Here is a 23032-nt window from a genome sequence, read left to right as displayed (position 1 = left end):
ATTTATGCCCCTAATAATAAGGGGCCTAATGGTTATTCCCCTCCAGAATAAAAAAAGGGGGAATGGAGTGAAAATTGAGTGTCAGGAGCTGGCGTTTAACGTGGGATTTCAGTGAGTAAAACAGCGTCGCTCATGAGCAGTTTCAGAGCCTGCTAAAAGACGCTAGTCGATTGAAATAAAAGGGAAAAAAAGGTTGTTCATGGCGTTTTTCAGTAACTGGGTCTAACACCGGTAAACCAGCGCTGTGCAACCGCGTCGTTCCGGGTCCTGAAAAAAACCTTGCATGGCCTCTGCTTATGAAACTAGGGTGGGTTACAGGCTCGATAAACGGTCTGTGGGGATCAAAACATTTTATCCGCAGATCAGCGATGTTCAGCAACGACTACTGCACTGACGCAGACGCAAACCAAGACAGCAAGAGGTGATTTAACGGTGTCTACACGCACTCGAACATCAGACAGTTCAAGCTGGGCATTAGCCATTGAAGAAGCCATTGCGTTGCGCCGGGATTTGCACCGCCAGCCGGAATTGAGCTGGTCTGAGCAACGCACCGCAGCGACCTTGCGCCAAAAGTTAACCGCCCTGGGTATTGAATGGCGGGTCTGTGCGGATACCGGTACCGTCGCAACACTGGCACCCGATGCTCCGGGTCGGCATATCGCGCTGCGCGCCGATATTGATGCCTTGCCGATTGAAGAAAACAGTGGTGTGGCCTGGTCGTCACATAATCAGGGCTGCATGCATGCATGCGGTCACGATGGCCATGCCGCCACCTTGTTTGCAGCCACCGGCTGGTTAAAGTCTCAGGAAGGCGTGTTGCCTGGCCCGGTAACCCTTCTGTTTCAACCGGCCGAAGAGGGGGGGCATGGTGCCAGGCGCATGATTGAAGATGGTGCATTGGCCGGTGTGGATGCTGTGTTTGGCTGGCACAACTGGCCCGCGATTCCATTTGGTCAGGCGGTGTGTCCCGATGGTGCGGTCATGGCGGGTAACGGCACCTTCAAACTGGTCGTAAAGGGCCAGGGCGGCCATGCCAGTCAGCCCGAGTTGTGCCGGGACCCGGTTCTGGCGGGTTCGGCAATCGTCGTCGCCTTGCAACAAGCCGTCAGTCGGCGGTTACCGGCACAGAATGCGACGGTGTTGAGCGTCACGTCCTTTGATGCGCGCAGCGGCGTCACTGTAATTCCGGATCAGGCCGTGCTTGAAGGCAGCTTTCGTCTGGCCGATCCTGCCATGCGCGAACCGCTGACACAGATGATTGAGGAAATCTCCACGGCGACGGCACAGGCGTATGGCGTTGAATGCCAGGTTGAGGTATTTCCACGATATTCGGCTACGGTTAACCATGCAGCTGAAGCGTCGGAATATCGGTCGGCGCTGACTGCGCAACTGGGTGAGCACGCGTTAAGCGAAACAACGCGCTTGCCGATTATGGCATCGGAGGACTTCAGCTATTACTTGCAGGTCTGTCCGGGCGCTTTTGCACTGATCGGTTCCGGAGACGGTGAGCCCGCACACGAGGTGCCGTGCCACAGTCCGAATTACGATTTTAATGACGCTCTTATTGACCCGGTGGCGCGCATATATGCTCGCCTGGCCGGAGTCCCGATTCCGGACTGACCGGATTGTCTGGCATCGTTCAGGGTAACGATGCCGTAAAACATACCCGATGTTGCGGTGCCGTGACCTGAAACCGAACATGCCGGGTAACAAGAAGTTTTTTATCAACACACAACTGGAGGGGTTGAAATGGACGTATTTGAAAAATGGGAATCTGATATCCGTGGCTACTGCCGGTTGTATCCGACGGTATTCAAGTCGGCGTCGAATGCTCGCCAGGTCGACGAAGCGGGCAAGTCCTATGTGGACTTTTTCGCCGGAGCCGGGGTGTTGAACTTCGGTCACAACAACGAACGCATGAAAAAAGCACTGATCGAATTCATTCAGAACGATGGTGTGGCGCACAGTCTGGACATGTACACCACGGTCAAGCGTGATTTCATTCAGGAATTCGCTCAAACCATTCTTGAGCCGCGCAAGATGAACTACAAAATGCAGTTCATGGGGCCAACCGGTACCAATGCGGTAGAAGCCGCGATGAAACTGGCGCGTAAAGTCACCGGCCGGCAAACCATTGTGGCTTATAGCCACGGTTTTCATGGTATGACCCTGGGCGCATTGGCCGCCACCGCTAACAGCTATTTCCGCAATGCCGCTGGCGTGCCGTTGAACCACGTACTGCGCCAGCCGTTCGGCTGCGAAACCCAGTGCAAGGGCTGTACCCTGGGTTGCGGCGTCGATTCGGTCGACCGCCTGCGTGCTCTCTATGCCGACCCGAGCAGTGGCCTTGAGCCGCCTGCGGCATTTCTGGTCGAAGCCATACAGGCCGAGGGCGGGGTGCATGTTGCTTCCAAAGAATGGCTGCAGGCGGTGCAGAAACTGGCGCACGATCTGGGCGCAATGTTCATCATCGATGACATTCAGGCCGGTTGTGGCCGCACTGGCAACTACTTCAGTTTCGATGGCATGGGTCTGGACCCGGACATCGTGACCCTGGCCAAAGGCATCGGCGGTTTCGGCACGCCGCTGGCGATGAACCTGGTGCGTCCCGAGCACGATAAACACTGGGGCCCGGGTGAACACACCGGCACCTTCCGTGGTCAGGGCTTTTCCTTTGTTGCCGGTGTTCAGGCGCTCAGCTACTTCAAAGACGATAGCCTGATGACCGAAGTGGCCACCAAGGGCAAGGAAATGAAAGAGCACCTGCAGGGCATCTGCGCGGAACACAGCGACAAGGCTTTTCAGGTCCGTGGCAAAGGCATGATGCAGGCCATTGACCTGGGCGATGGTGCCCTGGCGAAAGACGTGGCCCGGCGCTGTTTCGAGGCTGGTATGCTGATCGGTGCCTGCGGTATCGGTGGTCGGGTACTTAAGCTCATTCCGCCACTAACGATACCGAACAGCGACTTGCATGAAGGTCTGGCGACGCTGTCGAAAGCCATCGGGGAAGCGCTGGAGGCGGCATGAAACAACGCGAGGACATGACCTTTCCATTCGACGAGTACGTGCGTCGACTGGACGGTCTGCGTGAGCGTATGGCCAGCAGGCTACTGGATGCTGTGGTGATTACCGACCCTGAAAATCTGATGTATCTGACCGATTATCAGACCACGGGGTATTCGTTCTTCCAGGCACTTGTTGTGCCTTTGGAGGACGAGCCGTTCATGATCACCCGGGCGTTGGAGGAGTCGAACGTTCACGCCCGTACCTGGGTGGAACGAACTCGGCCCTACCCGGATACCGGGGATGCGATCCAGATGCTGGTCGAGGCCTTGCGTGAGTTTGGACTGAACGGAAAGAGCATCGGTTACGAACGTAACAGTTACTTTTTCCCGGCTTATCACCAGGACAGCATTCACACCACCTTTCTCGACGGGTCACTGAACGATTGTTTTGGCATTGTCGAAGAGGGCCGGATTTGCAAGTCGCCGGCCGAGCTGGATGTGATGCGCAAGGCCGCCCGGGCAACCGAAGCAGGCATGAAAGCCGGCTTTGAAGCGACCGTGGCCGGTGCCACCGAAAACGACATTGGTGCGGCCATTTCGGCGGCCATGTTCCGGGCCGGTGGCGAGCCACCGGCGGTCATGCCATACGTGACCTCCGGACCCCGCTCGATGATCGGTCACGCCACCTGGGAAGGCCGGACGGTGCAACCCGGAGAGCATGTGTTTCTGGAAGTCGGTGGCTGCTATCGGCGTTACCACACCGCCATGATGCGCACCATTGTACTGGGCGATTTGTCGGCCTCCATGCATCACGCTCAGGAGCGCATGCAGCACGCCCTGCGCGAGGTCAAGAAGCTGATACGGCCCGGGCTCACGGTGTCTGATGTGGACAACCTGGTGCGCAACATCATTACCGATAACGACGTGGGTGCGCGACTGGTTACCCGCTCCGGTTATTCAATCGGCATTGCGTTTCCGCCGAGTTGGGATGAAGGCTATATCATCAGTCTGAAACAGGGCGACTCTCAGGTACTGCGTGAGGGCATGACCTTTCACATCATTCCGTGGATGTGGGGTGTCGATGGCAATAAAACGGTGGGCATTTCCGACACCATCTACGTGACTGCCCGGGGCTGCGAATCCTTTTTCAGTCTGGATGAAGATTTCGTCGTCAAACCGGAATTCGCGGCGCGCGAACTCAGTGCCAACACACCCGCCCGGCTAACCGATGTGTCGGGTAAGCCATTGAGCGCTGAACCGAAACCGCAAGCCAGCGAAAGCACGGCAAAGCGCAAGAAAGAGGCTAGCAAAGCAAACAGCGAAGTTGCCGGCTCATAGCAAACGTATGTTTGGAGTTCTTGGCTAAGTGAGTGCCAGGTGCCGGGTGTGCCTCTCCGGGGTAGACCGCAACATGGATGTTGCGGTCTAGGCCCCATGGATGGGTTTATGCCGACCCCGGAGAGGTACACCCGGTGGCTGGCACGGACTCCTGGCAAAAAACGAGACTGAACTCCGGAACTTGAGCCAGTGACACAGATAACCGAGGAGAACGAGACATGTTGACCGCCACCGATCCGTCCACAGGCAAGCAATTGCATGAAGTGCCTGCGGCTACATCCGCACAGGTTGAAGACATCCTGTCGCGCGCCGAAACGGCGTTCAAAAGCTGGCGGACCCGCTCTTTCGACGAGCGTGCAGAGGTGTTAATGAAAGTCGCCAAGCTGATGCGCGACGATGTAGACCGCCTGGCCATCCTGATGACCGAAGAAATGGGCAAGCCCATCAAGGAAGCCCGTGCCGAGGTCATCAAGTCAGCCTGGTGTGCCGAACACTATGCGCAAAACGCCGAAGCGTATTTGCAACCCCAGACACTGGGCTCCGATGCAACGCTCAGTTACGTGCAGCATCTGCCGCTGGGTGTGATTCTGGGTATCCTGCCCTGGAATGCGCCATTCTGGCTGGCGTTCCGCTACGCAGCGCCAACCTTGATGGCGGGCAATACCTGTGTAATGAAACACGACCCGCATGTACCGGCCTGCGCCCAGGCGATTGCTGACCTGTTTGACCAGGTCGGCGCACCGGCTGATATTTTTCAGAACCTGCCACTGGAAACGCCAGCCGTTGAAGCCGTTATTCGCGACAAGCGTATTCAGGCGGTCTCCTTTACCGGCTCGGAAAAGGGGGGCAGTGCGGTGGCCTCCATAGCGGCCTCTGAAATAAAGCACTCGGTGCTGGAGCTGGGCGGCTCCGACCCCTGTATCGTACTGGCGGATGCCAACCTTGATGAGGCGGCCGATATCATCACGCTGTCGCGTATCATCAATGCCGGCCAGAGTTGCATCGCGGCCAAACGCATCATTGTCGAGGCTCCGGTCTATGACAGCCTGGTTGAAAAAGTGCACGAGCGTCTGGCCAGGTTGAAAATGGGCGATCCGCGCGATGAAAGCACCGACATCGGACCGATTGCCCGGGCGGATTTGCGCGACAACCTGCATCGCCAGGTGACCGCGTCGGTTGAGGCCGGGGCGCGCTGTTTGCTCGGTGGTGAATTGCCATCAGGTCCGGGTTATTTCTATCCGGTCACTCTGCTGGCGGATGTCACTGAGTCGATGGTGGCCAGTTGTGAAGAGACCTTTGGGCCGGTTGCGGTCATGATGAAAGCTGAGAGTGAAGAGCAGGCCATCGCCATCGCCAACAACAGTGATTATGGCCTGGCGGCAGCCGTCTGGACCAATGCCAGTCGCGGTGAAGCCATTGCCCGTCGGCTTGAAGTGGGGCAAGTAGCGGTTAACGGCATTGTTAAGACCGACCCGCGCCTGCCCAGTGGCGGCATCAAACGCTCCGGTATGGGCCGGGAATTGGGTCCACATGGCATTCGTGAATTCGTCAACGCCCAGCAAGTCTGGATCGGTCCTAAACAGGACGGCTGAATCCATCTGACAGTGCCTTCCCCCGAAGGCACTGCTTTTTCCGAATTACTGTCTACACTGCGCTGGGTGCTTATCTGGGAATTTAGGTCCTGATGCGTCCGGTCAGTCTGAAAGTCTGTTTGTCAGTAATGATGCTCTTGTGTATTGCCAGCCTGTCGCTTGTCGCCAGCGCTGAAACGACACTGCGTCTGGGCACAGACATCATGCCTCCTTACCTGTTTGAGTCGCCTGACCAGTCATTGCAGGGCGATGCCAAACGCACCCTCGACTGCGTTTTTGATCAATTGCCTGACTACCGGTTTCAGACGGCTATTGCTCCCTGGCCCAGAGTGGTGAGGCTGGCACATCGTGGCGAAATCGATGGCTGGTTTCTTTATGTTCAGAATTCAGGCAGCGATGATTTTGCGGTTCTGTCTGATCCGCTACTGCTGGAGTCCTGGTATTGGTATAGCCTGGATGACGTGTCGGATGTCGCGCTCGATGACCTCAAAGACCAAACAGTTTTGGTCATGAACGGCACTTATCAGGCGATTTGGTTGCAAAGTCAGGGTTTTACCAGGTTTTTCAGCGTGGCGACGACAGACAGCCTGGTGCGGGCTTTTCTGGCGGGTCGCGCGCGACATTTATTGGTCAGTGAAACCGTCTTCAATGAAGCGGTTGACCGATTGAATGGAGAGTTGTCGGCCATTAATCAACGATTTGTGGGGTTTATTCCGCTGGGACTCTACATAACGGATGCGTTCTTTGATCAGCATCCGGGTTTTATGCGCGGCTTCAATCAGGCAGCGGTGGGGTGTCGTATCGAACAGATTGCCCTGACCGAACAAAACCAGCGGGCTCTTAACGAGCGGGTCGAATCTCTCTCCCGGTGGCTAACATCGGATTGGGTGCGAGAGCCGGTATTGCAGGCCAATGCGCGCAACCAGCTGCTTAGCCCCAATGATATAAACCGTATAGACCGCCAATGGATTGATGAGGTCCGAACGGGTGAATACGATCTGATTGCCGAAGTGCTCAGTCGCGATCTGTCGATCCGGCTGGCACTGATTCGTCGTCAGTCGCAGGGGGTGTTCAGTGAGCTGTTCATCACCGATATTCATGGTGCGACAATCGGTACCAGCGACATAACCTCCGATTGGAATCAGGGCGATGAGAGGCCCTTTGATGCCATTGTTACCCAGCGCCTGTCCGTTCAGGTTGATGCCATTGCCTACGATGAGTCCACCCGGCAGTTCTTATCCCAGATCGCCTTGCCGGTTAGGGATTCAACCGGGGAGCTGATTGGTATGCTGGTAGCGGGTGTGAATGTCGAGAATGCCCTGAAGGGCCTGAAATAGTGTCAGGCAGATTCCACATCCGGTGATGCGGCGGTACACCGGCCAACCAGGTCAGTCACTTCCTCGAGGCAACTGCCACACTGAGTACTGCACTTCAATGCAGATTGAACCGCTTTCAGGTCTGCACTGGAATGCTGCGCAAGGAACCCTTGAATATCCCGGTCGTAAACCGAATGGCAAGTACAGATAAGATTGCCACGGGGGTCTGCTTCGCCCGGGCTTCCCGCCAGCCAGTCATCCAGCGGCACCTGGCTGTTTTGCCATTGCTCCAGAAGCCAGTCGGTATCCGGATCCGGTCGTTGCTGATCGCTCAGTGCCAGCCAGAAAACGGTCGGTGACTGACCCGGCGCAGTGGCCTGGTGGAACCAGTGATGATCGGTATCGGTCATCGAAAAACCGATGTCGTTTGCAAAGCACTGCCAGCGTTCCGACACTTCGGCGACTGTGTGTTGGCTGTAGTGCAAAGACCAGAGCCAGCGTTCGCCCAATGAGCGTTTAAACCAGATTGCCCCCTGAGACAGTGGCTCGGGCAGTTGGTCACCGATATAGACCCCGGAACAGGCTATGGTAAGAGGCTCCACGTCAACCAGTGCGTGCTTGGTTTCCGGCTGCCCAGACTGGGGGTCTACGATGGGTGGAATAACCTTTGCCACACCGCCTTGGGCGGCAAAGGTCGCGTTCCAGTGCATCGGTGCGAAAGCATCGCCGCGCCGCTGAGCCGTATCGACGGCCAACAAAGCGATGAATTGTCCCAGTGCGTTGCGTACACGAACCGGCTGGCCTTCGATGAGCCCTCGCTCGGCAGCATCAGCCGGATGCAGGGTGAGGCAGAAGTCTGGCCGGTGTTGACCGAGTCGGTTCACCAGACCCGTGCGCGTCATGGTATGCCACTGATCACGCAGCCGGCCGGTATTCAATCGCAACTGGTTTGCGCACGCGTCCGGCTCGGCGGGTGCGACAGCAATAAAACGGGCACGACCATCAGTGGTGGCGAAGCGCCCATCGCTGAACAGTCGTGCACGTGAGCGACCATCGGCGTCGAAGGGCCACTGCGCGGGTGCAAGGTCATCGTATTCACGCGCGGTGAGACTCGTTAGGGGGTGCAAATTGAATTGCCGGTTGGGTGCTGGTTCGAACGCACTGAGCGCGGCATGTTCTGCAAAGATAGCCGCCGGATGCGCGTAGTCGAAAGCATTCTCAAAACCAAGCCGTTTGCCGACTTCAGCCAGCGCCCACCAGTCAGGCTTGGCTTCCCCGGGAGGAAGCAAAAAGCCACGCTGCCTTGACAGGCAACGTTCGGAATTGGTGACGGTACCGTCTTTTTCACCCCAGGCAAGCGCCGGTAAAACCAGGTCAGCGTAGGCGAGCGTATCGTTGTCGGTCACCACATCGGAGACGATCACTGTGTCCACCCGGGCCAGCGCCTCACGCACCCGGTTGGCATCAGGCAGGCTGGCCAGCGGATTGGTGGCCATGATCCACAAGACCTTAATGTCACCGCGGGCGGCGGCTTCAAACAAATCCACCGCTTTCAGGCCTGGCTTTCGCGCTATACGGGGTGCCTTCCAGAAGCGAGCTACCGTGTCACAGTCTGTCTCGGTAAACCCCCGATGGCTGGCCAGTTGATTGGCCAGGCCCCCCACTTCACGACCGCCCATGGCATTGGGTTGCCCGGTGATCGAGAACGGAGTGGCACCGACTTTGCCAATGCGACCGGTCGCCAGGTGAAGGTTAATGATGGCTTGGCTTTTAGCGACACCGGACCGGCTCTGGTTAATGCCCATCGACCAGGCTGTAACGGTTTTGGGTGTTGTCTTCAACCCGTCGAAAAACTGCAGCAGGTCTGCCAGGGTAAGGCCGCAGTCGTTTGCCAGGGCAGCCCAGTCTGTGCCTGCGTGCTGGCGGGCAGCAATCAATGTTTCATCAAACTGTGCTGTGTGGTGTTGAATGAAATCGGTATCCAGCGCGCCTTGTTCTGACAGCCAGGCCAGCGCTCCGTTGAAGAGCCGGCCATCGGTTCCGGGTTTGAGTGGCAGGTGCAAATCAGCCGCCCGGCTGGTGTCTGTTGCACGCGGGTCAATGACCACCAGACGCATCTGCGGTCGTGCTTTGCGCGCTGCCTGCAAACGCTGAAACAACACCGGGTGCGCCCAGGCGAGGTTGGAGCCAACCAGTATCACCAAGTCGGCCTGCTCAATGTCGTCGTAGCAGCCGGGTACCGCATCTTCACCCAGCGATTGCTGATAGGCGGCCACTGCCGACGACATGCACAAGCGTGAATTGGTATCCAGGTTTGCGGTGCCGAGAAAGCCCTTGGCGAGTTTGTTGGCGACGTAATAATCTTCAGTCAGCAATTGACCGGAGAGATAGAAACCCAGACTGTCCACACCTGTTTCTGTGCGGGCGTTCGTCATTTTCTGGCTGATAAAGTCGAGTGCTGTGTCCCAACTGACTGTTTCTCCGGCTAAGGTGGGTCGCAACAGTCGCTGCTGCAACGGCAGTACCTCACCCAGGTGCGTTCCCTTCACACAGAGCCTACCCTGGTTGGCCGGGTGGTTCGCCAGACCGCGAACCTGAATGGTGCGGTCACCGGCGTGGGGAATTTCCACCCCACATCCAACGCCACAGTAGGCACAGGTGGTATGCAGGCGGCGATCCGTCATACCCACTCGATCTCGACCTTGCCATCGACGATGCGAGCTGGCCAAACGGTAACCTGCCAGTGGTCGTCTTCCAGGCAACGGCCGGTTTCAAGCGAAAAATGGTGTTTGTACAAGGGCGCTGCGACTACGGCTTCACCCCTGATGTCGCCGAGAATGCCGCGGGCCATGACGTTGGCACCGCTGGCCGGGTCCTGGTTGGCGAGTGCGTAGACTCGTTTCGATGCGCTGAGGCCCTGTTCATCGGGTAAATAGAACAAGGCGATTTGCTGACCGAGCACCAGAGCGGCAACCCCGGAGCCGGGTACCAGGTCATTGACCTTGCAAACCTGAACCCAGGGGCTGGTTATTGATGCGTGAGCCTGACTCGGTGTTTGAGCATTGGCAGTCATAGCGGTCTCCTAGGTGGTTGCGATGAGCCGGGCTTTTTCATCGTCCCGGGCGGGTCGAATCTGTTCGCGTTCTTTGACAAACACCACGTTACTGTCGGCGCTGTCACTGTTGACGAAGGTTCTGAAACGCTTCAGTTTTTCCGGGTCGTCCAGCACCGCTTTCCACTCGCACTGGTAGGATTCAACGATGCGCGCCATCTGCTGTTCCAGTTCTATGTTCAGGTGCAGTGAATCGTTGAGGATGACGTCTTTCAGGTAATCGAGGCCGCCTTCGAGGTTTTCCATCCAGCGAGCGGTGCGTTGCAACCGGTCGGCGGTTTTGATGTAGAACATCAGCAGTCGATCAATGGTTTTGATCAGAGTGACGTCGTCGAGATCGGTCGCGAACAGATCAGCATGGCGTGGTTTCATACCACCATTGCCGCAGACGTAGAGATTCCAGCCGTGTTCGGTGGCGATGACGCCAATGTCCTTGCTCTGCGCTTCGGCGCATTCGCGTGTGCAACCGGATACGGCGAATTTCAGTTTGTGTGGTGCGCGTAGCCCCTTGTAGCGATTCTCCAGCAGAATGGCCATGCCAACGCTGTCTTGTTGGCCGTAGCGACACCAGGTACTGCCCACGCAGGATTTAACCGTGCGCACCGACTTACCGTAAGCCTGTCCGGTTTCGAAACCAGCGTCGATCAGCCGCGTCCAGATCTCAGGCAACTGATGCAACTGGGCACCGAATAAATCGACGCGCTGACCCCCGGTGATTTTGGTGTAGAGGTCGTATTCTTTGGCAACCTCGCCAATCACGATCAGTTTGTCGGCGGTAATTTCACCCCCGGCAATGCGCGGCACAACCGAATAGGTACCGTCTTTTTGCATGTTGGCCAAAAAGGTGTCGTTGGTGTCTTGCAGGTTAACGTGCGCTGGCTCCAGCACTCCTTCGTTCCAGCAACTGGCTAGAATGGACGCTACCGTTGGCTTGCATATGTCGCAGCCCAACCCCTGGCCATGCTCCCGAACCAGGGCATCGAAGGTTTTTATCTGCCCGACCTGTACCAGATGAAATAATTCCTGACGGGTATAGTGAAAGTGTTCGCACAGCGAATGGTCCACTTCGACCCCTCGAGCCTCCAGAGTCGCGTTCACAACGTGCGTTAGCATCGCTGCGCATCCGCCGCATCCGCTGCTGGCGCGAGTCTCAGCCTTAACCTCTCCCAGAGAACAGCAACCGCCATCAATGGCACCGACGACATCGCCTTTGGTGACGTTCAGGCAGGAACACAGGGTAGCGGTGTCCGGCAATGCATCGACGCCCAACTGAGGCACGCCTTCGCTGCTGGGTAAAATCAGGCTGTCGGGTTCTTTGGGCAACGTGATGTCGTTCAGGTAGTACTGCAGCAAGGTGTCATACAAACTGTTGTCACCGACCAGAATGGCACCGAGCAGGCGGCTGCCATCGGCACTGGTGACCAGCTTGCGATAGACGCCAGAGCGTTCATTGCTGTAGCGATAGGTCACTGCGCCGGCGCTGCGGGCATGGGCATCGCCAATCGAGCCAACATCAACACCCAAGAGTTTCAATTTGGTGCTCATATCAGCCCCGGTGAAAGAGGCATCGGTGCCAGCGAGATGGGCCGCCGCCGTTTCAGCCATGCGATAGCCCGGCGCAACCAGACCGAAGATGGCGTTGTTCCAAAGGGCCACTTCACCCACGGCGTAGATCGCCGGGTCGGATGTCTGGCACTGATTGTTGATGGTGACACCACCGCGTTCACCAAGGGTCAGACCGGCATCACGGGCCAGGGCATCCTGGGGGCGAATGCCGGCAGAAAAGACAACCACATCGCAAACCAGTGGATCAGCATCGGCGAAGGCCAGTACGGTCCGCCCCTGCTCGTCGGCAGTAATTGACTGGGTAGCGGTGCTTACGTGAACTTGAACCCCGAGTGCCTGGATTTTATCGCGTAACAGGGTTCCGGCATCGGCATCAAGTTGCACCGGCATCAATTGTGGTGCGAATTCGATCACATGAGTATCGAGCCCGAGAGACTTAAGCGCATTAGCCGCCTCGAGACCCAGCAGGCCACCGCCGATGACAACACCGACGCTGCCATCGCTGGCCGCATTGCGAATGGCATCGAGATCATCGAGCGTCCGGTAGACCAGGCAGGAAGGTAGGTTGTGCCCGGGAATGGGTGGCACAAAGGGATAGGACCCCGTGGCCAGAATCAGGGCGTCGTAAGGCAGTACGGTGTCGTCTGCCAGAGCTACGGTTTTCGCATCACGATCAATACGGCGCGCGGCCACACCGAGGTGAGTATGAATGCCATGCTCGCGGTACTCGTCACCGGTTCCCAGCGCCAGGTCCGCGTGGGTTTTCCCCTGGAAATAGTCGGATAGGTGCACCCGGTCGTAAGCGCTGTAGGTTTCTTCGCCCACTATGTGTATCGCCCAGTCCGCTTTACCCTGGCAGGCGTCCAGAAAGCTCATGGCCGCATGGTGACCGACCATGCCATTGCCGATGATGACCAGTTGGCGTTGAGCCGATGCGTTGGTGTGTGTCGTTTGCGGTGTCATACCCTTCTCCTAGGCCGCCTTCATGTTGCCCAGCATCACGGCGCGGGCATCGTTAATGGGGGTCTGCTGTTCAATCAGGCGTTGATAAAGCTCGAGGTGACTGCGCAGGCCGATCATTTCGGCACCGATCAGTCGGTCGTTCAGAAAGTGCAGCCGTCGGCACTGGTTACGGCCCGGTGCGTTCAACGTCAGGTGCCGGGCATCCGGGTGGTCGATGCGGCCGTGAGAAACGACGTCGAGACCAGAAATCTTTAATCGGGTGGTGCTTTGCAAAGGAGACCAGTGCGCCGGGCGACCGCAGAGTACAGACGCCAGAACGTCCGCCTGCTCATAGGCGGGTGCGACCAGGCCGAAGGTTTCGCCGTTGAACTCGGCGCATTCGCCCAGCGCGAAAACACGCGGATGGCTGGTGCGCATCTGGTCATCGATCAGTACGCCGCGATGCACCCCCAAACCGGCCTGCTGCGCGAGGTGCTGGTTGGGTTGAATACCGGCTGCAGCGATCAGGACCCGGGCGTTCAGAATCTCGCCATTCGTTAACTCGACTGACTCGATGACCGGGTTGGCATTGATTCGGCGCAGCTCACAACCAAGGTGAATTGTGATGCCAGCTTGCGACATTGCGCCTGCAAGTAAGGCGGCTGTGGGCGCAGACAATTGCCGGTTCATCAGATGACCGTTGCGATGCACCAGGCTGACGCTATGGCCGCGAGCACGCAGACCCCATGCGGCCTCAAGCCCCAGCAGACCACCTCCGATGACAACCACCGACTGGCCGCGGGGCAGTGCTTTTAGCCAATGACCATCTGCCTTGCTTCGAAATGCTCGTATAGCCGGCTGCGGCGGAAAGGGCAGGTCCGGAAAGCGGGGCAGGGCACCGGTTGCCAGTACCGCTGTATCAAACGCCAGGGTGCGGCCAGTGCTCAATGTGACCAATCCATCCGGATCGAGCGAGGCGACGGCATCGCCGTTTACACGGTATATCCGATGGTGTCGGTACCAGGCGTCATCGACCAGATTCAGGCTGGCTTCGCTGACCTCTCCGGCGAGCCAGGGCGTCAATTGAATGCGGTTGTAACCCACACCGCCTTCGTCACCAATGACGGTGATGGAGCCCCCATAGCCACCCTCGGTCAGCTGTTGCAGCAACCGGGTTGCCGCCATACCGTGTCCGATGATCAGTAAACGCTCCTGGTTCATATGGCCCCTCGCTCTCGCCCGCCAGTTTCGGCCAGGCAAAAAAAAGACGCTCTTGGGTTTCCCCAAGAGCGCCAATGCTCGATACGCAAATCACAGTGTAAGGCCATCTCATCTCAAAGAAGGGAGTAAACCCGACTCTGATTTGTGATGACTGATTTCTATATAGCGAAGGGCGTGCCAACTTTTAAAACCGCCTTAAATCAGGCGGTTAGGCACTCTTCATGGGGAAGGCCGACTTTTTTTGCACCAAGACCAGTCAGAAAGGCGTGTGCTGTGGTCGGTGTTGGGGCATGAGCTTCTGTTATTCGTCTTCACGCGCCAGGCGCACAATCTGATCGCCTTCGGTAAAGACAAGCATGGGCTGGCAACACACCTCACAGTCTTCGGTGTACTCCTGGCTGTCGTCGGTGGGATCGATAATCAGGTGAATGTGGGCGTCGCAATAAGGGCAACGCAGATCCACCAGTTCAGTGGAGAGGTGATCGAGTGACATGTGGCCTCCGCAAGTTTGGTACGACGATACGACAAAAAGTAGTGCATGGCTCACCGGACTGCACGGCTTTATTCGTAACTCAAGTGTCGGTGCTGCCAAGGCCTTCATCGCTTATGAGCGCGAGGGTTTCCTGTTGTGGTTCCGGGTCGCTTACCTGTCCGTTTTGGGTCCGCTCGAATCGAAGCTTGCGCACCTGGCAGGCACGAATGATCAGGCGCTTGGCTTCGTCGTCGGCCTGAAACCAGTATTGGCGCTCGGCCCTGGAACGAAAACAACCACGACAGTAGCCTCTGGCACCGGATTCACAGACGCCGATGCACGGGCTGGGGATGTCGAAAAATTCGAGTTGTTTCATGACGCCCTGACAGGCTTTCCTCTGTTTACCGGTCTTAGGTACAGACCAGAGCTACCGGGGTGGCCCGACTTGCGAAACCCGGGCGAGTCAGCTACTTGCTGTTACCATTGTCGGGCCGGCTCAGCTTCAGGTAAATACCAAGCCCGATCAGAAGTGCAACGGCCGACAACATCATATATACCGCCTGAAGCAGTTGATTGCTCTCACCCAGTAAGGACTTGAACATCAGCAGTAGAGCTTCAATTGATATGGCTATCAGAATAGCAGACATGAAGCGGGTAATGGTTCTTTCCGTTGACCCGTGGTGGTGAATGTCTTTGTGAACAAAGACTTCTTCTTCGATGATGGTTTTGCCAAGATCAAAAATAGCCAGACTCAGGGTGATCAGAATGACGACTCCGAATGAATCGGTGGCAATGTGGCTGGGTGTTAGCAGGGTCCCCAGTAAGGATTGCAATGACGCCCAGAGCAGCAAACCGGATACGGCGATCAGTACCGAACCGATCAGGGCATAGACAGCCCGAAACACCGGGTGAAACCGATAGCGCAACTGGTCGTTGTTCAGGTACGCAATCAGCGCTTGCAGGTTCAGATTCAGCACCAGATACCCTGGTGTTGCAGCCCCAGTGTCATCACCGTCATTCCGGTTGAATCTCAATACGGCAGAAATGGCCAGCCGATGCGTCGCACTCGACAAATAGGGCTCAGAGACGGTGATGGCTCCAGTGTTCTGGTGCGCTGCCTGAAAGTAGGGCCGGTGGCTGCGGTCACTGTATTGCCCCAGGGTACGGCGTGCGGGTTCGGTTACGCCCTGGCCATAGGCGGAGGGCAATAACTGTGTGCCCCGTTCATCGAGGCTGTACAGCATTTCTATGAACGGATAGGCCTTACTGAGATGCGCGACCTCTTCCTGCTGTGCCTTGGGGTCGGTTAGCAGGGCGATCCGGTCGAGGCTGGAGACGATGGATTCGATCAGGCCATTGATGGCCGCACGATCCTGTTGGTAGCTCGATACAAGATGCAAATAACTGTGGTACGCCATGAGGCGGTGAAGTCCCTGGGGAGTGCGTGAGTCGTTTACGTTACCACCCCGACAATGGCTTCTCCAACGCAGACTCCAGCCGTCAGGCTTGCCCGTCAGGTCAGCTTTGTTGCTCAATAACAGTCTGTCGGTAAAAACATCGTTTGAATGGTGATGCGCTCGACTGAACCGTAGTGAAACAACAGAATCGCTCCGAAAAGCAGCCTGTTTGTGCTAACTATTCGGAGGTGTTTTTAAAAAATAGATCAAAACGCATTGCTGTAAGTTCTATACCCATTAAACCGATCAGGTTTATGGCGGTCAATGTAGAGTAGACGCAAAATTTTAAGTGCCAGCTGGCACGGACTCCTGGCGAATCAGCTAATCTGAACTCCGAAACATGAATGGGTCAATCAGGCGACTTCGGTTTTCTTTTTTGCCTGAGCAGAGGCGGTTGTCCGGGCTGAAAACGGCTCGATCTTGCGTTGCTTCTCATACAAAAACGTCAACACTTCCGATCGTAAGTGGTTGTAGTGTGCATTGTCGGCCAGCGCGAGTCGGTTGCGCGGTCGTTCAAGGTCAACCTCCAGAATCTGACCGACTGTGGCCGATGGGCCATTGGTCATCATTACGATTCGGTCCGATAACAGCACGGCTTCATCCACATCATGGGTGATCATGATAACGGTGGTGCCCAGTTGCGCCTGAATCTCCATCAGCGAATCCTGCAGGTGAGCGCGAGTAAGGGCGTCGAGTGCGCCGAAGGGTTCGTCCAGTAGTAACACGCTCGGTTGCATGGCCAGGGCTCTGGCAATGCCCACCCGTTGTTTCATGCCACCGGAAATTTCACCGGGGCGTTTGTGCATGGCATGACCCATGTGCACCAGCTCCAGATTGTGGGCAATCCATTCTTTTATTTCGGTCCGGCTTTTGGTTTTACCGAAAACCCGTTTTACCGCCAACTCAACGTTTTCCCAGGCGGATAGCCAGGGCAGCAGGCTGTGATTTTGAAACACAACAGCCCGCTCAGGCCCGGGTTCATTGACCTCCCTGCCATTCAATAGAACCCCGCCGCGCGTTGCCTGATGCAAGCCGGCGACAATATTGAGTACCGTGCTTTTACCGCAACCGGAATGCCCGATCAGTGAAACAAACTCGCCATCATGGACCTTCAGGTTAACGTTGTTCAGGGCGGTAAAAGGGCCTTTGGGGGTCGGAAAGTCGATGCCGACGCCGCTCAGTTCCAGGTGTGTCTGGGTCATGTTGATTCTCCTGACGCGTGAAAAGTATGGGGGTTCGACTTAACGCTGTTCACTGGTTTTGTCCCAACTGACGGCTTGTTGCAGCATCAGCATTATGCGGTCCAGAGCGTAACCGATCAGACCAATGGCCAGCACCGCGACCATGATCCGACCGAGCGAATTGGAACTGCCGTTCTGAAACTCATCCCAGACGAATTTGCCGAGCCCGGGGTTTTGCGCCAGCATTTCAGCGGCGATTAACACCATCCAGGCGATGCCCAGCGAAACACGCAGACCGGTAAACATCATTGGAATGGCTGACGGGATAACGATTTTACGAATGTGTGTAAACGTCGGTAGCCGAAGCACTTTGCTGACATTGAGTAAGTCTCGGTCAATATTGGCCACGCCGACGGCGGTATTGATCAGCGTGGGCCAGAGTGAACAAAGAGTGACCGTGAACAATGAGGTTATGAACGACTTTTCAAACATCGGATCGTCCGACACATACACAGCGCTGACCACCATGGTCACCAGCGGTAGCCAGGCCAGGGGTGATACCGGTTTGAAAATTTGAATGATGGGGTTGACCGCCAGGTAGGTCGACCGTGACAAACCGATCAGGATGCCACAGGGTATTGCGATCACACTGGCCACCAGAAAACCAGCCAGAACGGTTACCAGACTGGTGACTGTCTGATCGATAAACGTCGCTTTGCCCGGGTAACTGTGAATGGTTGGGGTATAGCCCGGGTCATCTGCCATGCGCGCGGCATTGCGGTCTTCCTGTCGCTGATAAAAGGCGCGTTCACTCTCGCGTTCAGCCTGGTGTCCTTCCCACAGTGACTGGCTTTGTTCAACCACATCAAGAGGCCCCGGAAAAGTACCCAGAGATGTATTGATCTGGCCGGCACCCACGTGCCACAGCATCAGAAATATCACGATACCGGTCGCTGGCAACAACATTGAGATGAGCCATTGTGTGGGGTTGAAATCAGCCAGCCGATGACTCAGGGTGAGTTTAAGCTTCCGCCATGGATGAGTGAAAGTCTGCGCTGTCATAGCTATCTCCTGTACCGAACTGGGGTGCACCGGACTTCCATAAAGACGCCCGGTGCACGGTCCGCGATTACTCGTTGCTGCCTTGCAAACCAATTGGAAACCGGCTCAGGTAGGCATTGGGTTCACGGCCGTTGTAGGGAATACCGTCAATGAATTCAGTTTGTTCGGGTTTAAAACCGGTTTCGCTGGCAAACGCAGGAAACTGATCGGCACTGAACAAGCCATCGTCGATGAGGCTTTCAGCCGCCGACTGATAAAGGTCGGGGCGATAAACACGAGCCGCCATATCGATGTACCAGTCGTCCGTTTTTTGCTCTTCAATCTGGCCCCAGCGGCGCATTTGGGTCAGATACCAGATGGCATCGGAATAGTAAGGGTAGGTCGCGTTGTAGCGGAAAAAGACGTTGAAGTCCGGCACGGAACGAACATCATCGCGCTCGTACTCGAAGGTGCCCGTCATGGAATTGGCAATCACTTCCTCATCGGCGCCGACGTATTTCGGCTGCGACAATATTCGAACCGCTTCCTCGCGGTTAGCGTTATTGTCTGCATCCAGCCAATGGGCCGCCCGGATCAGTGCGCGCACCATTCGGGTCGTGGTGTTTGGATAGGCTTCGGCAAACTCTTCAGTAATACCAAACACTTTTTCCGGATTGTTTTTCCAAATTTCATAGTCGGTAATCACCGGTACGCCGATGCCTTTGAATACCGCTTGCTGGTTCCAGGGTTCACCGACGCTGTACCCTTTAATGGTGCCTGCCTCAAGGGTGGACGGCATCTGCGGTGGCGGCGTTACGCTCAGTTGCACGTCAGCATCGATCAGACCCGAGGTGTCCCCATTGGCCGGGTCGTAGTAACCGGGGTGAAGCCCACCCGCTGCGAGCCAGTACCGAATTTCATAGTTATGAGTCGAGACCGGGAACACCATGCCCATTTTGAACGCGTCACCCCGATCACGGTATTCGTTGACAACTGGCTGTAAGGCTTCGGCGCTAATCGGGTGCACAGGCAGGCCGTCTTCATGGGGAATATGTTGTTTCATACTCGCCCATACATCGTTGGAGACCGTTATGCCATTGCCATTCAGATCCATCGAAAAAGGGGTAATGATGTTTGCCTGGGTGCCATAGCCCAGGGTCGCGGCAAGCGGTTGGCCGGCGAGCATGTGTGCGCCATCCAACTGGCCAGTAATGACACCGTCTAGGAGTACTTTCCAGTTGGCCTGGGCTTCGAGTGTTACGTAGAGCCCTTCGTCTTCGAAGTAGCCTTTCTCATAGGCGATCGCCAGCGGTGCCATGTCGGTCAGTTTAATGAAGCCGAACGTCAGTGCTTCTTTTTCCGGCCAGCCAAGGTCAGCCTGAGCGACGCTGACGCTGCTGCACAGAGCTGCCGTCAACAGCGTTCGGGTAAGCGTTGTATGCACCGCTTTCGCAGGGTTCTTAAAGGTCATGATGTCTGTCTCCCATAGGTTTACCATTGCATTCAGCGTGCCTGAAGCTGGCTCTGGCTAAATGACGCCCAAAAAAAAACGGCGCCGAGTTCGCATGTTGCGAACAGGGCACCGTTGCCAAGTAGTCTGTGTTGTCACTCAGGTTTTTCTGTCTGACGATCACCACTCAGGTGTGCAGTCGTCAAAGGTCAAACCAGTCGTTTTTGGCCTGCGTGTTGATGAGCAGGTCAATGGGTGTAGTGAGTGTAAAGCGATTACCATGCCAGAACTCAGCAATGGCTGGGATACGCCCCCGTGAAGCGGTCTGCGTCGACAGTCGACGCATCAGTGTTGTCTGGTAATCAGGCAGTTTCATGCGCTATTAATGGGCTGTAGCGGTACTGTCGCACCATTGAGGCACATATATAGGGTGCGTGGGTGGTGGGCTATCGAGGCTGTTGAGTCACGGAGTGGCGATGGTGCTGAGCGATGTTGTGGGTTGGCCGGCCGGCCGTTTCAGGCGTTGAGCCGGGCGCATACGTCAGCGATGCGCCAGGCAATGAATCAAGCTCAGACCAGCTCGGCTTCGTCCATCAAAGACGCGTGCAGATGACCCTGGGAACCGATCAACAGACTGCCCTGGCTGTCTTCAACCAGGAACTCAAGGGCGTCTTCATCATCCACCGAGATCGAGCCGTGAAAGGCATCCAGGGCTGCATCAGCCCAGTGTTCCTTACCCAGTTTGGCCGAGACATCCACCGAATAGGACCCGACAACCTCCTGATCCCAGTCAGTCAGGTCCTCAAACGCGCCGCGTGGGCTGACGTGAATGAGAACGCGAATGGTATCGACTGTGAAACGGATCATGATGTGGCTCCCGGTATCGCTCTGGACACGTTGGGTTAATGTTAAGCCCAGTCTGGGCGGTGCTTTTGGTATCCGCGTTTGGCCGACTTTTTCCGGTCGGTAAAACTCTGGCCTCGGTGCGGATTGAACCGGGCAACCGGGTTATGCCGTGATGGCTCCGGTGCCGACGCTGCTTTGTTCATACAGGTCTCCCGTCAGCGCCTTGACTCTTGATGTTCAAGGGCTCAGTGGTCAGCGGGCCGCGCATAATACAGAGGACGAGGGGGGCTGAAAAGAGGGTTTTTAAAGAAAAACAGATGGGATTGAAGCCGTTTTTTTGGACGGCTTTCTAAGTCTCTGAATCGGTTGGAGTTTCAGCACTCAGTACTGGCGTCATCTTTTTGAAAACTTTTTTCCATATCTGCGGTTGATAGGCCCGGGAGATCAATTCAGCGTCAGAAACCCGGTTTTCGGGCAATTGTCGGGCAGACTGCATCTGCGTCAGCATCCAGCGGGCGTGATCCGGGTCGGGGTAGGTCGCCCGGTTGCGGTAGAACACCTTGTGCCAGCGCGGCTGACCGTCGGGCCACGGCGCCTGCATGGCCTCCAGCAGCAAGTCGGAATCGCAATTCAGGTAATTGGGTCTGGACAGCCAGTGTGCGACAGAGGCCAGGCTGTTGGGCCCATCCAGCCATTGGCAGGCACGCATGATCGCGCCAATCAGAGCCTGATGGGTGTCGGGGCGCTGCTCGGCGAAGTCGGCATGAACGGCGAGTACTTTTTCCGGTGCGTCGGGCCAGATGTCATAGCCCAGTAATGCAAGATTGCCCTGACAGGCACGCACGGCATCGGTATTCCAGGGCTCGCCGACACAAAATCCGTCGACGTCACCCTGGGTCAGGGCGGCTACCATTTGCTGGGGCGGTACAACGCGAATCTCTATGTCCCGGTTGGGGTCGATGCCCCCCTGTTCAAAAAAAGTACGCAGTAAATAGGTGTGCATGGACATCGGGAACACGGTGCCAAACACCAGCCTGGGCAGGCCCTGGCTTTGCCGGTTCTCTATGACGGCTTTCAATGCCGGTCCCAGTTGCGCCGGTGTTGCGGGCAAGGTGCACTCAAGAGCCTCGGTCAGCGCATTGGACAGGGTGATCGCATTGCCATTAAGGCCAAGCGACAGGGCGGTTGTAAGGCGGTTTCGAACAGCGGTGCTGGCCAGTGAGGATTGACTGGCAACAACGAGTGGCGCCAGTAAATGGGCTCCGTCAATCAATTTCAACGACAACTTGTCCCTGAGACTGGCCCAGTTGCCTTCCCGGTGGAGTCGTACCTGTAAGCCGGCATCGCTAAAGAACTCGGCTTCCTGGGCGACAATCAGCGGCGCGGCATCCAGCAAGGGCAGGAAGCCGAGGTCCAGTTCGGTGCAGTCGGTATCTGGGGTGTTGGATGGATTGCTCATTGCAGCGTTCTCTTATCGTCATGCACGGGCTGGTGTCTCAGGGGTTGCCCGGGCGCGAGGTCGTTTGGGGTGGCTGGTGTCGGGTTATTCATCGAACAGCACCAGGATATCCTGGGCGATCTCGATTAAACGCACCTTCTTGTTCATGGCCATCTTACGCATGGCGCCAAAAGCGGCCGCCTCGTCGCATTGGCGATGCTTCATCAGCAGCCCTTTGGCCCGGTCAATGATCTTGCGTTCAGCCAGTTCGTCCCGGGTTTTACGCAGTTCACCACGCAACGCCTGAAAGGCCTCAAAACGGGATATGGCCACTTTAATGATGGTGTTGACTCTGCTGGCCTGCAGGCCATCGACAATATAAGCACTGACCCCGGCAGCAATAGCGTCGCGGATGACCGTGTCGTCATCGTCTTCGGCAAAAAAGATGATCGGTCGCGGTGTCCGGTCAGAGGTGAGAGCGACATCCTCAAGCATGTCCCGGTCGGGAGACTGGGCGTCAACGATGACCACATCAGGCTGAAAGGACTCAACCAACTGATAGATTCGATGTTCGTTCGGTGATCGAATCACCACGGCATAGCCCAGCGCAGTCAGTGCTGTCTCCAGAATTTGAGCGCGTTCGAGCTGTTGATCAATGACAAGAATGTTCATACGCGCACGTTTGGGTCCTGCTGTATCTGGCTGAAACGGGTGTGAGCTTGTCTTTGCAAGGTAAGCGTTCATTTTAGGGAGTCATTCTACTGAGCCTTCCCGCGCGATAATCTCAAGCCTCATTCATCGACGTCCGAGGCAATCATGGCCAAGCGTAGAACCCGATCACAATGGCAATCCCTGATCGAACAGCAACAACAATCCGGCTTGTCCGTCCCAACGTTCTGTTCCGAGCATTCAGTCAGTCCAGCCAGTTTTTACAAATGGCGTCAGCGCCTGGAGACTTCCGAACCCGGTCCAGAAACGAAGCCTGAACCGTCGTTCATTGATCTGAGCGCTCTTTCGCCGAATCCCGGCAACCCGAGTGATGCCGATAGACCCTG

At 56.5% G+C, this 23032-nt stretch carries 20 protein-coding genes; 6 read left to right on the top strand and 14 right to left on the bottom strand.

Annotated features, from left to right (window positions below; all coding sequences use genetic code 11):
- The first annotated feature begins 432 nt into the window (after positions 1-432).
- From doeB2 to G565_RS0114400, 5 genes are all read left to right on the top strand, one after another.
- Positions 433-1620 (top strand): N(2)-acetyl-L-2,4-diaminobutanoate deacetylase DoeB2, encoded by a 1188-nt coding sequence (gene doeB2, locus G565_RS0114420; RefSeq protein WP_084649404.1) that lies wholly within the window; start codon positions 433-435, stop codon positions 1618-1620.
- 129 nt (positions 1621-1749) lie between these two features.
- Positions 1750-3027: an aspartate aminotransferase family protein gene (locus tag G565_RS0114415; protein WP_028671536.1), complete on the top strand. Its 1278-nt coding sequence runs from the start codon at positions 1750-1752 to the stop codon at positions 3025-3027.
- Positions 3024-4343: an ectoine hydrolase gene (gene doeA, locus G565_RS24275; RefSeq protein WP_051207954.1), complete on the top strand. Its 1320-nt coding sequence runs from the start codon at positions 3024-3026 to the stop codon at positions 4341-4343. Before G565_RS0114415 ends, doeA begins: the two co-directional genes overlap by 4 nt.
- Before the next feature lie 218 nt (positions 4344-4561).
- A complete protein-coding gene (locus tag G565_RS0114405; RefSeq protein ID WP_028671535.1) occupies positions 4562-5935 on the top strand; it encodes an NAD-dependent succinate-semialdehyde dehydrogenase in 1374 nt (457 codons plus the stop codon).
- Positions 5936-6027: 92 nt separating this feature from the next.
- Positions 6028-7272, top strand: coding sequence for a hypothetical protein (locus G565_RS0114400; RefSeq protein WP_028671534.1), 1245 nt, complete (start codon positions 6028-6030; stop codon positions 7270-7272).
- Positions 7273-7274: 2 nt separating this feature from the next.
- On the opposite strand, the gene G565_RS0114395 is transcribed toward G565_RS0114400, so the two are convergent.
- The 14 genes from G565_RS0114395 to G565_RS0114320 form a co-directional block, all read right to left on the bottom strand.
- On the bottom strand, positions 7275-9935 hold the full coding sequence (locus tag G565_RS0114395; protein WP_028671533.1) for a nitrate reductase: 2661 nt from the start codon (positions 9933-9935) through the stop codon (positions 7275-7277).
- Positions 9932-10324: a nitrite reductase small subunit NirD gene (nirD, locus tag G565_RS0114390; RefSeq protein ID WP_051207952.1), complete on the bottom strand. Its 393-nt coding sequence runs from the start codon at positions 10322-10324 to the stop codon at positions 9932-9934. Before nirD ends, G565_RS0114395 begins: the two co-directional genes overlap by 4 nt.
- Positions 10325-10333: 9 nt before the next feature.
- Positions 10334-12892 (bottom strand): nitrite reductase large subunit NirB, encoded by a 2559-nt coding sequence (gene nirB / locus G565_RS0114385; protein ID WP_037339430.1) that lies wholly within the window; start codon positions 12890-12892, stop codon positions 10334-10336.
- 9 nt (positions 12893-12901) lie between these two features.
- Positions 12902-14092 (bottom strand): NAD(P)/FAD-dependent oxidoreductase, encoded by a 1191-nt coding sequence (locus G565_RS24270; RefSeq protein ID WP_051207950.1) that lies wholly within the window; start codon positions 14090-14092, stop codon positions 12902-12904.
- Between the two features lie 301 nt (positions 14093-14393).
- Positions 14394-14585, bottom strand: a complete 192-nt coding sequence (locus G565_RS0114375) for a zinc ribbon domain-containing protein (RefSeq protein ID WP_028671530.1) — start codon at positions 14583-14585, stop codon at positions 14394-14396.
- 79 nt (positions 14586-14664) lie between these two features.
- Positions 14665-14940 carry a DUF1289 domain-containing protein gene (locus G565_RS24265; RefSeq protein WP_051207949.1) on the bottom strand — a complete coding sequence of 92 codons (276 nt, stop codon included), beginning with the start codon at positions 14938-14940 and terminating at the stop codon, positions 14665-14667.
- 91 nt (positions 14941-15031) lie between these two features.
- A complete protein-coding gene (locus G565_RS0114365) occupies positions 15032-15982 on the bottom strand; it encodes a PDC sensor domain-containing protein (RefSeq protein ID WP_028671529.1) in 951 nt (316 codons plus the stop codon).
- Between the two features lie 392 nt (positions 15983-16374).
- The gene (locus tag G565_RS0114360) at positions 16375-17223 is read right to left on the bottom strand and encodes an ABC transporter ATP-binding protein (RefSeq protein ID WP_028671528.1); all 849 of its coding nucleotides are present in this window, start codon (positions 17221-17223) and stop codon (positions 16375-16377) included.
- Positions 17224-17262: 39 nt separating this feature from the next.
- Positions 17263-18168, bottom strand: coding sequence for an ABC transporter permease (locus tag G565_RS0114355; RefSeq protein ID WP_245584191.1), 906 nt, complete (start codon positions 18166-18168; stop codon positions 17263-17265).
- A gap of 163 nt (positions 18169-18331) precedes the next feature.
- Positions 18332-19714 carry a CmpA/NrtA family ABC transporter substrate-binding protein gene (locus tag G565_RS0114350; RefSeq protein ID WP_157600095.1) on the bottom strand — a complete coding sequence of 461 codons (1383 nt, stop codon included), beginning with the start codon at positions 19712-19714 and terminating at the stop codon, positions 18332-18334.
- A 181-nt stretch (positions 19715-19895) separates the two neighbouring features.
- Positions 19896-20069: a hypothetical protein gene (locus G565_RS26825; protein WP_157600094.1), complete on the bottom strand. Its 174-nt coding sequence runs from the start codon at positions 20067-20069 to the stop codon at positions 19896-19898.
- 194 nt (positions 20070-20263) lie between these two features.
- Positions 20264-20560, bottom strand: a complete 297-nt coding sequence (locus G565_RS0114340) for a hypothetical protein (RefSeq protein ID WP_028671525.1) — start codon at positions 20558-20560, stop codon at positions 20264-20266.
- A gap of 328 nt (positions 20561-20888) precedes the next feature.
- A complete protein-coding gene (locus G565_RS24260; RefSeq protein WP_051207947.1) occupies positions 20889-21998 on the bottom strand; it encodes a CmpA/NrtA family ABC transporter substrate-binding protein in 1110 nt (369 codons plus the stop codon).
- An 84-nt stretch (positions 21999-22082) separates the two neighbouring features.
- The gene (locus tag G565_RS0114320; RefSeq protein WP_028671524.1) at positions 22083-22649 is read right to left on the bottom strand and encodes an ANTAR domain-containing response regulator; all 567 of its coding nucleotides are present in this window, start codon (positions 22647-22649) and stop codon (positions 22083-22085) included.
- Positions 22650-22793: 144 nt separating this feature from the next.
- Here G565_RS0114320 and tnpA point away from each other — a divergent pair.
- Positions 22794-23032: IS66 family insertion sequence element accessory protein TnpA (tnpA, locus tag G565_RS26820; protein ID WP_157600093.1), on the top strand; the 239-nt coding region annotated here is incomplete at its 3' end.

The organism is Saccharospirillum impatiens DSM 12546, from assembly GCF_000423605.1.
GTDB classification, from domain to species: Bacteria; Pseudomonadota; Gammaproteobacteria; order Pseudomonadales; family Natronospirillaceae; genus Saccharospirillum; species Saccharospirillum impatiens.
This window is presented reverse-complemented; position numbering and strand designations above follow the sequence as displayed.